General features: G+C 65.3%; 14 protein-coding genes and 1 pseudogene. 8 read left to right on the top strand and 7 right to left on the bottom strand.

The genetic code is table 11. The annotated features are described in order from the left end of the window. Positions 1–169: pseudogene (locus K289_RS52345) on the bottom strand (AraC family transcriptional regulator); the annotation flags it as partial. Positions 170–345: 176 nt separating this feature from the next. On the opposite strand from K289_RS52345, the gene K289_RS0119025 reads away from it, so the two are divergent. The 3 genes from K289_RS0119025 (at position 346) to K289_RS0119015 (ending at position 2,663) form a co-directional block, all read left to right on the top strand. After that, the gene (locus K289_RS0119025; protein WP_027552992.1) at positions 346–1,119 is read left to right on the top strand and encodes an alpha/beta hydrolase; all 774 of its coding nucleotides are present in this window, start codon (positions 346–348) and stop codon (positions 1,117–1,119) included. Between the two features lie 103 nt (positions 1,120–1,222). Next, entirely contained in the window at positions 1,223–2,098 is an 876-nt protein-coding gene (locus tag K289_RS0119020; protein ID WP_027552991.1) for an alpha/beta fold hydrolase, read from the top strand. A gap of 61 nt (positions 2,099–2,159) precedes the next feature. Further along, complete coding sequence (locus K289_RS0119015) at positions 2,160–2,663, top strand: DUF302 domain-containing protein (protein ID WP_027552990.1); 504 nt, start codon at positions 2,160–2,162, stop codon at positions 2,661–2,663. 237 nt (positions 2,664–2,900) lie between these two features. Here K289_RS0119015 and K289_RS0119010 read toward each other — a convergent pair whose 3' ends face one another. After that, on the bottom strand, positions 2,901–3,893 hold the full coding sequence (locus K289_RS0119010) for an ABC transporter substrate-binding protein (protein WP_027552989.1): 993 nt from the start codon (positions 3,891–3,893) through the stop codon (positions 2,901–2,903). 308 nt (positions 3,894–4,201) lie between these two features. On the opposite strand from K289_RS0119010, the gene K289_RS0119005 reads away from it, so the two are divergent. Next, complete coding sequence (locus tag K289_RS0119005; RefSeq protein ID WP_027552988.1) at positions 4,202–4,672, top strand: hypothetical protein; 471 nt, start codon at positions 4,202–4,204, stop codon at positions 4,670–4,672. Positions 4,673–4,744: 72 nt separating this feature from the next. On the opposite strand, the gene K289_RS0119000 is transcribed toward K289_RS0119005, so the two are convergent. From K289_RS0119000 to K289_RS0118980, 5 genes are read right to left on the bottom strand one after another with little or no spacing between them, the layout of a single operon-like run. Beyond that, positions 4,745–5,515, bottom strand: coding sequence for a sulfite exporter TauE/SafE family protein (locus K289_RS0119000; RefSeq protein WP_027552987.1), 771 nt, complete (start codon positions 5,513–5,515; stop codon positions 4,745–4,747). Beyond that, on the bottom strand, positions 5,512–6,768 hold the full coding sequence (locus K289_RS0118995; RefSeq protein WP_027552986.1) for a CCA tRNA nucleotidyltransferase: 1,257 nt from the start codon (positions 6,766–6,768) through the stop codon (positions 5,512–5,514). The genes K289_RS0119000 and K289_RS0118995 overlap by 4 nt, the downstream gene beginning before the upstream one ends. A 10-nt stretch (positions 6,769–6,778) precedes the next feature. After that, positions 6,779–7,042, bottom strand: coding sequence for a DUF6111 family protein (locus K289_RS0118990; RefSeq protein WP_027552985.1), 264 nt, complete (start codon positions 7,040–7,042; stop codon positions 6,779–6,781). Further along, positions 7,039–7,710, bottom strand: a complete 672-nt coding sequence (locus K289_RS0118985; RefSeq protein ID WP_027552984.1) for a CoA pyrophosphatase — start codon at positions 7,708–7,710, stop codon at positions 7,039–7,041. The genes K289_RS0118990 and K289_RS0118985 overlap by 4 nt, the downstream gene beginning before the upstream one ends. Beyond that, a complete protein-coding gene (locus K289_RS0118980; protein ID WP_027552983.1) occupies positions 7,707–8,318 on the bottom strand; it encodes a DUF1285 domain-containing protein in 612 nt (203 codons plus the stop codon). The genes K289_RS0118985 and K289_RS0118980 overlap by 4 nt, the downstream gene beginning before the upstream one ends. A gap of 249 nt (positions 8,319–8,567) precedes the next feature. On the opposite strand from K289_RS0118980, the gene K289_RS0118975 reads away from it, so the two are divergent. From K289_RS0118975 to K289_RS0118955, 4 genes are all read left to right on the top strand, one after another. Beyond that, a complete protein-coding gene (locus K289_RS0118975; protein WP_027552982.1) occupies positions 8,568–9,566 on the top strand; it encodes a MoxR family ATPase in 999 nt (332 codons plus the stop codon). Then, positions 9,566–10,510 carry a DUF58 domain-containing protein gene (locus K289_RS0118970; protein ID WP_027552981.1) on the top strand — a complete coding sequence of 315 codons (945 nt, stop codon included), beginning with the start codon at positions 9,566–9,568 and terminating at the stop codon, positions 10,508–10,510. Before K289_RS0118975 ends, K289_RS0118970 begins: the two co-directional genes overlap by 1 nt. Beyond that, complete coding sequence (locus K289_RS0118965) at positions 10,507–13,314, top strand: DUF4159 domain-containing protein (protein ID WP_027552980.1); 2,808 nt, start codon at positions 10,507–10,509, stop codon at positions 13,312–13,314. Before K289_RS0118970 ends, K289_RS0118965 begins: the two co-directional genes overlap by 4 nt. 142 nt (positions 13,315–13,456) lie before the next feature. Beyond that, entirely contained in the window at positions 13,457–15,520 is a 2,064-nt protein-coding gene (locus K289_RS0118955; RefSeq protein WP_027552979.1) for a membrane protein, read from the top strand. The last annotated feature ends 165 nt before the right edge of the window (positions 15,521–15,685 follow it).

The following is a 15,685-nucleotide window of genomic DNA, read 5'->3' as shown; positions in this document are numbered from 1 at the left end:
AAAGTCGCCCTCAGTCATCTGGATTTCCTGTCCTTGTCCGAGCGCAAGGGTCGCGGAGCCCTGGCTGAGATAGTGAAATAGAGCGTAGGGGCGCGCCGGCAACTCAAGATGCCAGGGATGGCCGAGCCATGCCGCCAAGATTAGACCGGTGGACGATCAGACACAACATCTGGACGATTGATCTCTATCGTCCGGAAGGTCCGCGGAATAGGTCATGCCGCGGCGGGCCGACGTTACGAGCGGCAACCATTTCGCCAATGGCAGATGGAAGAACCGCGACCTAGCTGGAAACGCCTGTCCATTCCCTCGGACTGTGTTCGTCCGACATGCCAACAGGAACAATCAATGCTAAATATCCTCCTCTCACTAGCCGCCACCGTACTTCTGGCCGGAACGACATTGATGGGCTCCGTCCGTTCCGCCGAATTGCCCAAGGGAGCGGCCCACAACATCGTGCTCGTGCACGGCGCTTTCGTGGATCAGACGAGCTGGCAGCCCGTTGCCGATATTCTCACGAAGAAGGGCTACAACGTCACGCTTGTCGAAAATCCGCTCACCTCGCTTGCCGCCGACGTCGATGCCACCAAACAGGCGCTCGCGAAGCAGGACGGCAAAACCGTTCTCGTCGGCCATTCCTGGGGTGGCGTGGTCATCACGGAAGCCGGTAACGATCCCAAGGTGTCGGCGCTGGTCTACGTCTCCGCTTTCGCGCCTGACGTGGGCCAATCTCTGGCGACCCTCGCGAAGAGCGGTCCGGCTACCGAAGGCGCCGCGGCGATCCATCCTGACGACAAGGGCAACCTCTACATTGATCCCAAGGTATTTCCTTCGGCGGTCGCGGCTGACCTTCCCCTGAAGATTGCCGAATCCCTTGCGAACCATCAGCTGCCGTTGAGCGACAAGGCGTTCGAGGCTCCGGTCGATACGACCGCCTGGCGGGACAGGCCGACGTTCTACGTGATCACCACCAAGGACAGAGTGATCGCACCCGAGGCCCAGAAGTTTTTCGCCGACAGGATGAAGGCTCAGATAACGGACGTCGCCGGCAGTCATGCTTCGCTCGTCGTTCATGCCAAGGAAGTCGCCGAGGTGATTGAGAAGGCCACACTCGCAAAGTGACAGTACCGCTCCCGGCGTTTTCGCGCCGGGAGCGGGTCGCTCAAAGCATCGCTGCGCCACACCGGTCTCCCAATTCAAATATTTCAAGCATCCGGAGGATGACATGACTCAACTCGACATCGTGCGCCAGCACGTCGCCACGCTCGAAACCGCGCTGACCCGTTACGTCGAAGGCAACGGAATCCGCTTCGCCTATCGCCTGCTCGGCCCCGCTACCGGAACGCCGCTGGTTCTCCTGCAGCACTTCTCGGGCAACATCGATGCGTGGGATCCCGCCGTCGTCAACGCTCTCGCCGCCGACCGCCCCGTCATCGCATTCGACAACGCCGGGGTCGGTCGCTCAACCGGCCAAACGCCTGATAATATCGAAGCAATGGCGAGAGATGCAGTCGCCTTCATCAATCTGCTGGGCCTTCCTGAGGTCGACCTGCTGGGCTTTTCTCTCGGCGGCTGCATCGCCCAGCAGATTGCCGCCGACCACGGACGGCTGGTCCGCAAGCTCATCCTTGTGGGCACCGCGCCGAAAGGTGGAGAAGAACACCTGCTGGCGGTTCTGCAGCAGGCGTTTTCCCAATCCGATGCGCCGGACCCCCGTCTGCCGCTGTTCTTCACGAAGTCGTCCGCCAGCCAGTCTTCCGGCTTGGCCTTCCTAAAGCGGACGAAGTCGCGCAAGGACGATCGAGACACCGACAACGGCAAAGCGGTCACCGATCCGCAGGCCAAGGCTCTGATCACCTGGTGCGCCACACCTGATCCCGAGCACGCCATTCTGCGCGCCATCCGTCAGCCCGCTCTTGTGGTCAGCGGCAGCCACGACACCATGCTGCCGGCGAGCAACGCCTACGCAATGTTCAAGGAACTCAGTAACGCCCAGCTGGTCCTCTATCCCGATTCAGGGCACGGCGCCCTGTTTCAGCACCACGAGATATTCGTCAGCCACGTCCGGACCTTCCTGCAAGCACAGTCCGCGGCCGCATGATGCCGGCGCGTTCCGACGTCATCGGACGCACCCATCGATGAGACTTGTTACGGAGAACAAAATGACAATCGCTAAAGTCGAGGTGGAACGTTTCAGCCTCACGAGCGCCAAACCGTTCGAGGCTATTGTGACCGGCATCAAGTCCGCGATCGGGCAGCCTGACATGGTCAACTTTTTCAAAGAGACGAGGGCGACAAATTCCTTCCCGGATTTGGAGCGCGTTGTACAGCGCGGCCTCGGCCGAACGAACCTCATGCTCTTCGCGGAATTCGACCTGGGCGACATTCTGCGTCGCGAAACTGGATCCAGGACGCCCAAGATCATACGGCTTGTGGTCGGCAATCCGCTCATCATGAAAGAAATGATCAAGCACGTGCCCGATGCTGGCTCCTATGCTCCAGTCACAGTGCTGATCGATGAGCGTCCCGATGGCGTGCACATCTCTTATGACAAAATGGAGAGCTATCTGCTGCATTATGGCAGCGCCGAAGCCCTTGCCGTCGCCCGAGATCTCGATACGAAGATCACGACCTTGCTACGCGAATGTGCGAGCTCAAGCGGATGACGTCTTGGGTCGATGGAAGAGGGTAACTCACACCAATCGACGAACGCGACGCCCGTACCGGCCGCGAAGGACTAGGCGCGAGGCTTCGACTGTTCGGCATCGACGCCTCCGGCGGCAGGTCCGCTCATCAACTTGAGCAAATCGAGTCCGCAATGCCCACTATCCGGACCTCAACGAGACGTGCCGCCACTTCGATGATGGGCCATTCCCTGACTCATGCATCGCAACAAGGAACTTCTATTGGATAACCCCGTCGGCGCGGGCGAGCAGCCCAGGAGCCGGTGCAATGCCAAGCGCTTTCGCAGTTTTCAGATTGATGACTAACTCGTATTTCGTCGGCGCCTGCACCGGAAGGTCCGCTGGTCTTTCACCTTTGAGGACACGATCGACGTACCCAGCCGAGCGTCGGACTATGTCGGCAGTATTCGGTCCATAGGAGATCAGTGCCCCTTCCGCAACGAACTGCCGGAAGCCGTATATCGCAGGAAGTCGATGTCGTTCCGTCAATGTAATCACCGCCCGGCGGTGGTTGTTGATGAATGCGTCCGGTGCGGCGATCAGACCGCCGCCAGGCTCGCGTGCGAGCGCCGTGATGGCTGCCTCGACCTCCGCCTCGTCGTGCACGGGAGATGCGGAGAGCTCGAGGGCGAGCGATGTGCGGGCTGCTTCGAGCTCCTGCAGGAATGCCGGGTAAAACGGCGTCGTGTCGGGATTGAAAATGAGCGCTACACGTCTGACCCCGGGAGCAATCTCCTCAATCATCTCCATCCATTTCCCGATCATCAGGAAGTCGATGAAGGTGAAGCCGGTGATGTTGCCGCCCGGCCGCGACAGGCTGGCCACGAAACCCTGTCCGACCGGATCGTTGACGAGGTTGAATACGATCGGAATGGTGCTGGTCGCCTCTTTCAGTGCTGCGGTGATTGGCGTCCCGCTTCCGACGATGACGTCCGGCGCCGATTGCACCAGCTCGGTCGCGTAGGCTCGGATTCGGCCCGGATCTCCGCCGGAGTATCGATGCTCAATTCGAATATTGCGGTTCTCGATCCACCCGAGCGCCTCGAGACCCTTCCGAAACGCAACGACGCGGATCAGCACTTCATTATCGTTCTCGAGATATGGATGGAGGAAAGCAACACGACGCATGGCCGTCGCCTGCTGCGCGCACGACGCCAACGACCAGCTCGCGGCCGCGCCCGCTGAAAGTGCAATGAACTTGCGTCGTCGCATTCGTCGCCCTTCAGGCCGAGCGACATGGCCTAGCACATGCCTCAAGTTCCAAGTGTAATGTGGATCACAGCAAGAATTCGCACTGATGTCCGAGTTGGGTCCACTAACAGACCTTCTGCCATGAGCTGAACCAGGTCCGGTTTACTCCCGGAAGCCGACTCGGCAGCGGCGGTCTCGCTACGTCTGAGAGTATCGCCGGCGTTAACCCTGTCGGCAAATGATCCGTGCGTGGGCCGGCAGCCGCCGACAAGTTGCCTCATTGGAGCGGAGAATTTTAAGCGGCACTAACTCAAGGTTAGAGGCGCATCATGCTGAGAATGGTGTTGTTGGGCCTGCTTATCCCGTTGTGTGTAGGCGTGCTGTCGGCAATGGAGCTCAGAGCTCCACCGCGCAGTGCAGTCGCGGTCATCCAGCCCCCTGCCGGTCCAAACGCGGACATTTCCGAGTCACAGAGCGTGTTGGCAAAGGCCGATCGCCTTGAAGTCGCCGCTCTGAGCAGCGAAGGGCCGGCTCAGACTGCTTCGGTCGACGAACGCATTGCTCCGCCGGAAGACATCAGTCCTGCTCCTTCAGAGCCTGCGGGGCCGATCGCCCGTCATCGGCACAATCCGAAGAAGGTCACTATCGCTGCACGGTCCAAGTCGAAGCCAAAGGCAACCGTTATCAGGCGGACTGCCATTGCCGAGCGTCCAAAGGCCGCCAGCGATACCGAGCCCTGTCGGCTCAAGGCGTTTGGTGGCTTACGTAGGGCTTTGAATTCAACCGGCTGCGAAATCTGAGGGGCCTGTGAGCATGGCTGATCGGGGTCGAACAATCTGTGTTCGCGGTCGGCTGTGGCGCGGAAGAGTCATCTACGCGATGAACTGCCTGGCCGCCGCCGAAATCATCACCAAGCCGCCGGTGATCACGGCGACATCGAGGATCGCGGCGTGAATATGCACCGGCATCCGCTCGACGAAGGCTTTGGCGAGGAATGCCCCAGGCACTGCCATTCCGCCGATCAGCAGGGCAAAGGCGAGCACCTGCGCGGTCACGGCGCCGGCGAGGCCGAACACCGAGATCTTGATGAGGCCGGTGCCGAGCGAGATCATCGCATCGGTCGCGATCACGGCAGCGCCTTCGAGGCCCGCAGCCATCAGCAGCGAGAGCAGGATCACGCCGGAGCCCGAGGTGCCGCCGACCAGCACGCCATAGCCGACCGAGCCGGCCGCAAGGCCGCTGTCGCCGATCTTGACCTGGCGGCGGCGGAGCACGCGGCGCAGCGGCACGCTCAGGATCAGCATGGTGCCGATCACGAGCGCTGCGCCGGCATTGGTGAGGCGCGTATAGCCGTAGGCGCCGAGCGCGGTCGTCACTGCCGCGCAGGCGAGCACGATCAGCGCGCGGCGGCGATCGGCATAGCGGAGATAGGCGGCCGCGCGGCTGAGATTGGTGAAGATCGCGGAGATCGCGATGATCGGCACCACGGGCTCGGCACCGACCAGCGGCACCAGCACCAGCGGCATCAACGCGCCGGTGCCGTAGCCGGCAAGACCACCGATGATCGAAGCAAACAACGCCATCAACGCGACCAGCAAAAGCCCGGAAATCGAGATGTCGGCGAAGCCTGAGACGATGGTCACGTTTTCTGATCGCGGCTGACGCGTGCCGCAGCTTGATCTGCGATGGAGGCGAGCGCCGCCTCGTCTAGGGGAAAATCGGCCGCAAGCCAAGCGTCCTCGGCGAGCGTGAGCACATGTCCGAGCGCCGGTCCTTCGGCGAGGCCACGCGCGATGAAGTCGGCCGCCTTGAGCGGGAATTTCGGCGCAGTCCAGTGCTGCGGCAGTTCGGCAAGCTCGCGCCAGCGCGACGACGTTACGTCGCCGCCGTCTCTCGACCAGGCCAGCAACACGCGATCGTGATAGCGCTCCGCACCCAGCCGGTAGAGCAGCCGCCGCGCGTGGGCCTCGTCCTTGGCGGCAAAACGCCACCAGCGATGCCCCATCGAATCCAGCGCCTTGGCTTCTGCATTGGAGAGCCTCAAGCGCGCGGCGAGGCGCTTCGCATCCTCGGTCACGGCCACCGTCAGTGCGGCGAGGCGCCGGGTCGCACTCGCCGGCAGACCGAGCGCGGCCTCGATCGCGATCATCGCCGACAGTGGCCCGGTATAAGCGACGCCGCCGATCAGGGATTGCAGCAAGCCGCTCTCGGCCATTGCATCGGTCGCCGCGGATGCGCCGCCCGCCAGCAGCAGCTTCAGCATCTCCATGCGCACGCGCTCGGCCGAAAGGCTCGCAAGGCCGGCGCGGCCACGGATGCAGGCGAGATAGCCGTCGCGGTCGGGCTCGCCGGCGCCGAAGGCGGCTTGAATGCGGAAGAAGCGCAGGATGCGCAAATAATCCTCGGCGATGCGCCGGTCGGGATCGCCGATGAAGCGCACGCGGCGCGCGGCAACGTCGGCGAGCCCGCCGACATAGTCGTGCACGACGCCGCGCGCATCGACCGACAGGCCGTTCATGGTGAAGTCGCGCCGCTCGGCGTCCCTCACCCAGTCGCGGCCGAAGGCGACCTTGGCCTTGCGGCCGAACGTCTCGGTGTCCTCGCGCAGCGTCGTGATCTCGTAGGGATGCCCGTCGATGACGAGCGTGACGGTGCCGTGGTCGACGCCGGTCGGGACGCTCTTGATGCCGGCGCTCTTAGCGCGCCGCATCACCTCCTCCGGCAGCGCCGTGGTCGCGATGTCGATGTCGCCCGGTACCAGGGCGAGCAGCGCATTGCGCACGGCGCCGCCGACCACGCGCGCTTCCTCGCCATTGGCGTTGAGCAGTTGCAGGACGCGCGCGGTCCCGCCGGAGGTCAGCCAGGGCGCTTCGGCAAGTAACGGCTCCGCGCTCATGCTTTGGCCCCTATTTCTCCACGCCCGGCACGAGCTTGCCATGCTCGACGTGGGCGGGAACGTAGGTCGAATCCGGTGCGGCGCCGGAGAAATGCGCAAGCCCGATCAGGCCCGCGATCACCAGGACGACCGCTACCAGCGCAAGGCGAGCAATAGTGTAGATCTGCCAGGACGATTGCACGAACAGGCCGGAGCGGGTGGCAACCAGGAAAAGCGCATAGACGGCGAAGGGAATGAGGAAGATTCCGATCTCGGTCAGCGCCGGCCGGATCATGACGAGTAAATCCGCTCATAAAGCACACGCAGCATTCCGGCCGTCGCACCCCAGATGTAGCGTTCCGCGAACGGCATTGCGTAGTAAAACCGCTCCATGCCGCGGAATTCCTTGCTGTGCAGCTGGTGGTTCGCCGGGTTCATCAGGAAGGATAGCGGCACCTCGAACGCATCATCAACCTCGGAATGGTTGATGGTGAGCTCAAAGCCCGGCCGCACCTTGGCGACCGTCGGCAGGATGCGGAAACCGAAGCCGGTGCCGTAGAGGTCGAGATAGCCGATCGGCTCGACGAAGCCGCGCGACAGCCCGACCTCTTCCTCGGCCTCGCGCAGCGCCGCATCGAGCGGGGAGGCGTCCATCGCGTCGATCTTGCCGCCGGGAAAAGCGATCTGTCCGGCGTGGTCATTGAGATTCGCCGAGCGCTGTGTCAGCAGCACGGTCGGCTCGGGGCGGTCGACCACCGCGATCAGCACCGCGGCCGGCCGCACCGGCTGCTCGCGCGCGATGATCTCGAGCATCTTGTCGGTACCGGGATCACCGGAGGCCGGAATGATGTTCGGATCGTAGAGGCCGGGCGGAACGTCGAAACCGAGGCGCGCCCTGGAGCGGGCAAAGAATTCCGCCGCGCTGGTCGCGACGGGCTCATTCTTCAGGATAGGCTTGTTCAAAGCGCGGCCCTCACCTGCTCCGCGTCGGCCATGGCGAAGAATTCGCCGGCCGACTCGACGCCGAACATCGGCTGGCCATCGACCATCCGCTCCTCGCCCATGTCAACCAGATCGTAGTAGAGCGCGCGGGTGACCTTGGCCCAGAGATCGGCACGCACATGCAGATAGGGTGTCAGCCCGCCGTCGTCAGCCTGTTCGAAACGGAGCCGGTGCGCGGCATCGCAGGTGACCCAATCGTCGACATTGGTTCGAAAGTGCAGCACGCGATGGTTGTCGTCGCCGTCCTTCTGCATCTCGACCGCCATGAACGGTGCATCGTCGACGCGGATACCGACCTTCTCCACCGGCGTGACGAGGAAATGCTTGCCATCCTCGCGCTTCAGGATCGTCGAGAACAGACGGACGAGCGCAGGCCGCCCGATCGGCGTGCCCATATAGTACCATGTACCATCTGCGGCGATTCGAATATCGAGATCGCCGCAGAATGGCGGATTCCAGAGATGCACGGGCGGCAGCCCTTTTTGGGCGCCTTGCGTGCTGGCAGCACTTTTGGCCGCGGCGGTCAGCCCTTCGAGACCACGATCGGCGCTCTGCCCTTGCTTCGCCATGGTTTGCCCTGACTCTGTCATTTGGCACGTTTGGTGCAGGTCTACGTTGTACGTGGGTGCGCGGTTCCACCCCGGATTAGTCCGGTATGGGAGGTCGCCACTTCGTGATGCCGTACATACCTCGAAGCCGATAAGGTGGGGATAGGTTAATTCAACGAATACATGGTCTTCCCTGCGAGTCTAGCATGGGGCCCATGTCATGGCATGACGACGCAAGCGAGCCGCATGGCAGGTTCAAGGAGCTGACGGATGGCGGAAAGTGTCGAGAAACTCGAGGACGGGATCGTCCGTTCGGCCGAGCAGGTGTCGAGCGAGATTCGCGCGGCGAAAGACGCGATCGCGACCGTCATCTTCGGCCAGGATCGCGTGATTGAGAACACGCTGGTCACGATCCTCTCCGGCGGCCACGCGCTCCTGATCGGCGTGCCGGGCCTTGCCAAGACCAAGCTGGTGGAGACGCTCGGCGTCACGCTCGGCCTCGATGCCAAGCGCATCCAGTTCACGCCCGACCTGATGCCGTCGGACATTCTCGGCGCCGAAGTGCTGGACGAGAGCACCGCCGGCAAGCGCTCGTTCCGTTTCATCGCGGGTCCCGTGTTCGCGCAGCTCCTGATGGCCGACGAGATCAACCGCGCCAGCCCGCGTACGCAATCGGCGCTGCTGCAGGCAATGCAGGAGCAGCACATCACCGTTGCCGGAGCACGCCACGATCTGCCGAAGCCGTTCCACGTGCTCGCGACGCAGAACCCTCTGGAGCAGGAAGGTACCTATCCGCTGCCCGAGGCGCAGCTCGACCGCTTCCTGATGGAGATCGACGTCGACTATCCCGATCGTGACGCCGAACGGCGCATCCTGTTCGAGACCACCGGCGCGGAAGAAACGCTGGCGAAGGGCGCGATGACGGCGGACGCGCTGATCACCGCGCAGCGGCTGGTGCGCCGCCTGCCGGTCGGCGATTCCGTGGTGGAAGCGATCCTGTCGCTGGTGCGCTCGGCCCGTCCGGGGCCGGAGAGCGGCGAGGCCGGCAAATTCATCGCCTGGGGACCGGGTCCGCGCGCCAGCCAATCCTTGATGCTCGCGGTGCGCGCCCGCGCGCTGATCGACGGACGTCTCGCGCCCTCGATCGACGACGTGCTCGACCTCGCCGAGCCTGTGCTCAAGCACCGCATGGCACTGACCTTCCAGGCGCGCGCCGAAGGGCGCACGATTCCGGACGTGATCCGGCAATTGAAGACACGGATTGGTTGATGGCCGCAGATAACGGGCACACAGCGAAGGAGACGATAGCGATCCGACGTGCCGATGGCGAAAGCCGCACGCTCGCCGCATCGCTGCCGCGCCTGGTGCTGGAAGCCCGCCGCATCGCCGCCAACGTCATCCACGGCCTGCATGGCCGTCGCCGCGCCGGCTCCGGCGAAAGCTTCTGGCAGTACCGCCGCTTCGTCTCCGGCGAGCCGGCGCAGAATGTCGACTGGCGGCGCTCGGCGCGCGACGACCATCTCTATGTCCGCGAGCAGGAATGGGAGGCCGCGCACACGGTCTGGATCTGGCCCGACCGCTCGCCGTCGATGGCGTTCGCCTCGAAGCAGGCGCGTGAGTCCAAGCTCGAACGCACGCTGATCGTGGCCTTTGCGCTGGCCGAGCTCTTGGTCGCCGGCGGCGAGCGCGTCGGCATTCCCGGCCTGATGGCGCCGACCGCGAGCCGCAGCGTGATCGACAAGATGGCGCAGGCGATGCTGCATGACGATGCCGAACGCCCGAGCCTGCCGCCGTCCTTCATTCCCTCGGCACTCGCCGAGACCGTCGTGCTGTCCGATTTCTGGTCGCCGATCGCCGAGATCAGGACCATGCTTGCCGGGCTGTCCGGCTCCGGCGCGCATGGCACGCTGGTGCAGATCGTCGATCCCGCGGAAGAGACCTTCCCTTATTCCGGCCGTGTCGAATTCGTCGAGCCCGAAGGTTTTGGCGTGATCACCGCCGGCCGCGCCGAAAGCTGGGCGCAGGATTACACCGCGCGGCTGGCGCTGCATCGCGATCAGATCCGCGCCGAGACCAACAAGCTCGACTGGCTGTTCACGACGCATGCGACCGACCGCTCGGCCGCCGAACTGCTGCTGTTCCTGCATGCCGGCATGCAGGTGAGCAAGTCGGGCGCGCGCACCAGCACGATCAAGGCAGGGCCGGCCGCATGATGGGATTGCCCCTCGCTTTCACCGAACCGCTGCTCCTGATCGGGCTCGTCAGCCTGCCGATGCTGTGGTGGCTGCTGCGCGTCATGCCGCCGCGGCCGCGCCGCATCGAGTTTCCGCCGACGCGCCTGTTGTTCGACATCGCGCCCAGGGAAGAGACGCCGTCGCGAACGCCATGGTGGCTGACCGCGCTGCGCCTCTTGGCCGCGGCGCTGGTGATCTTCGCCGCCGCCGGCCCGATCTGGAACCCGCAAACCGGGATCGCCGGCAGCAAGGCGCCACTGATGATCATGTTCGACGACGGCTGGAGCGCCGCCTCGAACTGGGAGACCCGGATCAGGGCCGCCGATGAGCTGATCGCCAATGCCGACAACGACCGCCGCGCCATCGCGCTGGTGCCGCTGTCGGAGCCGAACCGCGACATCACCCTGATGCCGGCCGGCGCCGCGCGCGTTGCGCTGCGGCAGCTCGCGCCAAAGCCCTATTCGATCGAGCGCGTCGAAACCCTGACCGCGGTCGACCGCTTCCTCAAGGCGACCGGCGACTGTGAGATCGCCTGGCTGTCGGACGGCGTCGACACCGGACGCGGCGAGGAATTCCTGCAAGGCCTCGGCAAGACGATCGGAGACCGCAGCTTGACCGTGTTCGAGGGCGGCACGTCCTCACCGCTGGCGCTCGTGGCGGCGGAGAATGCGGCCGCCAAGATGACGGTGAAGGTGCTGCGCACCGACAGCGGCATCGCGGCCGGTACTGTTCGAGCGCTGGACCAGAAGGGCTCGCCGATCGGCGAAGCGCGCTACACGTTCAGCCCGCAGGACAAGGAGACTGAAGCCGCGTTCGACCTGCCGGTCGAGCTGCGCAACGACATCACCCGGCTCGAAATCTCCGGCGAGCGTTCTGCCGGCGCGGTGCAACTCTTGGACAAGCGCTGGCGTCGCCGTGCCATCGGCATCGTCTCGGGCGCGACCAGCGAGACTGCACAGCCGCTGCTGGCGCCGACCTTCTATCTGACCCGCGCGCTGGCGCCGTTCGCCGACGTTCGGCTGGCCGACAAGGGCTCGCCGCAGCAGGGCATCACCCAGTTCCTCGACCAGAAGCTGCCGATGATCATCCTGGCCGATGTCGGCACCATCGCGCCTGAATTGCGCGAGCGTCTCAACGCCTGGCTCGACCAGGGCGGCGTGCTGGTGCGGTTTGCAGGTGCGCGGCTCGCGCAGGCCGAGGACGATCTCGTCCCGGTCAAGCTGCGCAAGGGCGGCCGAACGCTGGGCGGCAGCCTGACCTGGGAGAAGCCGCAGCATCTCGCAGCCTTCGCAGGCGACGGACCATTTGCCGGCGTTGCCGTCCCGAAGGACGTCACCGTGAGCCGCCAGGTTCTGGCCGAGCCTGATGCGGTGCTCGCGACCAAGAGCTGGGCCTCGCTCGAAGACGGCACGCCGCTCGTGACCGGCGAGCATCGCGGCAAGGGCCTGGTCAGCCTGTTCCACGTCAGTGCGGATATGCGCTGGTCGGACCTGCCGATGTCCGGCACCTTCGTCGAAATGCTCCGACGGATCGTCGACATGTCCGGCTACACATCGAAGCCGGGCCCCGGAGTTGCCGGCGAGGCGAGCAGCGAGACGGTGGCGCCGCTGCACATCCTCGACGGCTTCGGCGCCTTTGGCCCGCCGCCGGCGACCGCAAAGCCTCTGCCCGCGGACTATCGCGACCGCGCCACGCCGGACCATCCGCCCGGCTTCTATGGCCCCGCCGAAGGACCGCTCGCCGTGAACACACTTGCTGCCGCCGACCGCATCGCGCCACTCAACACGGCGAGCCTGCGTGCCCGGCACGCCACCTACACCAATGCCGAGCCGCGGGACTTGCGCGGATGGCTGCTGTCGTCGGCACTCGCGCTGTTCCTGATCGACGCTCTCATCGTTGCGCTGCTCGGCGGCAGCCTCGCCGCGCTGCTGCGCCGGCGCGCCGCGACGGCCGTGCTCGCGATCGGCCTCGTCTTCGCAGGCCTGTTCTCGCCCGCTCCGACGCGCGCCGACAGCGCCTCGGACGAGTTCGCGATGAAGGCGGTATCGCAGACCCGCCTTGCCTATGTCGTCACCGGCAATGCCGACGTCGATTCCATCGTCAAGGCCGGCATGGGCGGCTTGACGCTGTTCCTGGCGCAGCGCACCGCGCTCGAGGCCGGCGATCCCGTCGGTGTCGATCCGGCGCGCGACGAGCTCGCCTTCTTCCCGCTGATCTACTGGCCGATCGTGCCGGGCGCGCCGAAGCCGCCGCAGGACGCGATCAACAAGATCGACGCCTATATGAAGCAGGGCGGGACGGTGATCTTCGACACCCGTGACGCGGTCGAGGCGCCGCCCGGCGAGAACGGCCAGTCGCAGACGCCAGGCATGCAGGCGCTGCGCGAGATCCTGTCCTCGCTCGACGTGCCCGAGCTCGAGCCGGTGCCACGCGAGCACGTGCTGACCAAGACCTTCTACCTGCTGCGCGACTTCCCCGGGCGCTTCAACTCGGGCCAGACCTGGGTTGAGACGCTGCCGCGCGAGGACGACGAGGAGAGCGCGCAGCGGCCCGCGCGCGGCGGCGACGGCGTCTCGCCGATTATCATCACCTCGAACGATCTTGCGGGAGCCTGGGCGATCCGTCCCGACGGCCAGCCGATGCTGCCGCTCTCGCCGGGCGAGCCGCGCCAGCGCGAATTCGCCTTCCGCGCCGGCGTCAACATCGTGATGTACACGCTGACCGGCAACTACAAGGCCGACCAGGTGCACGCGCCGGCCCTGATCGAGCGGCTGGGGCAATGATGCGGGTATTGAAACTGGACACCCGCCAAAATGAAGCCGTCATTGCCGGGCTTGTCCCGGCCATCCACGCCTTGCCGCACGGCACGGAGGACGTGGATGCCCGGGACAAGCCCGGGCATGACGATGCGGATAGGTTTGTCATATGAACTACGGCATCGCGTTTACGCCGCTTGTCCCTGCGATCGTGCTGTGGGTCGCGCTTGCCGCGATCGTGGTGATCGCGGCCATCCTGCTGCTCGCCCGCGCGCGCGGTGCGGCCGTGCGCGTCGCCGCGCTGGCGCTGTTCCTGCTGGCGCTCGCCAACCCCTCCTTCACGCGCGAGGACCGCGATCCCCTCACCTCGGTTGCGGCCGTCGTCGTCGACAAGAGCCCGAGCCAGAATTTCGGCAACCGCACCAGCGAGGCCGCGCAGGCGCAGCAATCGCTGGTCGACAGCCTGAAGAAGATCAAGGGCCTCGAAGTCCGCGTCGTCGAAGCCGGACAGGCCGACGGCGAAACCGACGGCACCCGCCTGTTCGGCGCCCTCGCCTCGGCGCTCGCGGACGTTCCGGTCGACCGCGTTGCCGGCGCGTTCCTGATCACCGACGGCCGCGTCCACGACATCCCGGCCAATTCAGCCGCGCTCGGCTTCCAGGCGCCGGTGCATGCGCTGGTCACCGGGCAGAAGGACGAGCGCGATCGCCGCATCGCGATCACGGCGACGCCGCGCTTCGGTATCGTCGGCCAGATCCAGACCATCACCTACCGCCTCGACGATCAGGGCGTCAGCGGCGAGCGCGCCAAGGTCACGATCCGCAGGGACGGCGAGGTCATCAACGAACGCACGCTGTCGAGCGGACAGAGCGCGAGCGCCGACGTCGACATCAAGCATGCCGGGCCGAACATCGTCGAGATCGAGGCCTCGCCGCTCGAGCGGGAGCTGACCCCGGTGAACAACCGCGCCGTCGTCGCCATCGACGGCGTGCGCGACAAGCTGCGCGTGCTGCTGGTCTCCGGCGAGCCGCATTCCGGCGAGCGCACCTGGCGCAACCTGCTCAAATCCGACGCCAGCGTCGATCTCGTGCACTTCACCATTCTCCGGCCGCCGGAGAAGCAGGACGGCACGCCGATCAACGAATTGTCGCTGATCGCGTTTCCGACCCGCGAATTGTTCCAGCAGAAGATCAACGAATTCCAGCTGATCATCTTCGACCGCTATGCCCGCCAGGGCGTGCTGCCGATCGCCTATTTCGACAACATCGCGCGCTATGTGCGCTCGGGTGGCGCGGTGCTGGTTTCGGCCGGCCCCGATTACGCCTCGAACACCAGCATCTGGCGCACGCCGCTGGATTCGGTGCTGCCGGCCGAGCCGGTCGGCGTGACCGAGAAGCCGTTCTATGCGCATCTGTCCGACATCGGCAAACGCCACCCGGTCACACGCGGACTGGAAGGCTCCGCCAGCGAGCCGCCGCATTGGAGCCGATTCTTCCGCACCGTCGACACACGCAATGCAGTCAACCCGCCGGTGATGACGGGCGTCGACGGCAAGCCGCTGTTGTTCCTGTCGCGCTTCGGCGAGGGCCGCGTCGCGCTGCTGCTGTCCGATCACATCTGGCTATGGGCGCGCGGCTATGAAGGCGGCGGCCCGCATCTCGATCTGCTGCGGCGGATGTCGCACTGGCTGATGAAGCAGCCCGACCTCGACGAGGAAGCGCTGCGCCTGCAGGTGCAGGGCAAGGATCTCGTGGTGGTGCGCCAGACCATGTCGGACAGCGTCCAGCCGGTCACCGTCACCTCGCCCTCCGGCGTCAGCCACGATCTCACCTTAAGCGCCGGCGAGCCCGGCGAATGGCGCGCCAGCCTGCCGGCCAACGAGCTCGGCCTGTGGCAGGCGACCGACGGCACGCTGAAGGCGTTGATCAATGTCGGCCCGACCAATCCCAAGGAGTTTTCGGAAGTCACCTCCACCACCGAGACCTTGAAGCCGCTGACGCAGGCGACCGGCGGCAACGCCGTGCGGGTGGTCGACGGCTCCAGCGTCGAGCTGCCCCGCATCGTGCCGGTGCGGTCGTCGAGCGTCTTCAGTGGCGATGGCTGGATGGGCGTCAGGATGCGCGACGCCAGCGTGGTGAAGGGCGTCGGCGTGCTGCCGATCTTCGCCGGCCTGATCGGGCTCCTGCTGCTGCTCGGCGCATTCGCCGCGACCTGGGTCCGCGAAGGACGCTGATCTCTCAAGCGCGATGCCATCGCACTTTGACGTATTTTTGAGCATGATCTCCGCGCAAACGCGTTCCGCGTTTGTCGCGAGGGAAAGCCGCTCCGGATCATGCTCCGCCGTTGCACGAACAGCACATCGCGCGGCCGGCCCGCCCTGGCCGGTCCGGCGGCGGTT

Source organism: Bradyrhizobium sp. Cp5.3 (assembly GCF_000426265.1).
Lineage (GTDB): Bacteria > Pseudomonadota > Alphaproteobacteria > Rhizobiales > Xanthobacteraceae > Bradyrhizobium > Bradyrhizobium neotropicale.
The sequence above is the reverse complement of the archived record's forward strand: the minus strand, read 5'-3'. Positions and strand labels throughout refer to the sequence as shown.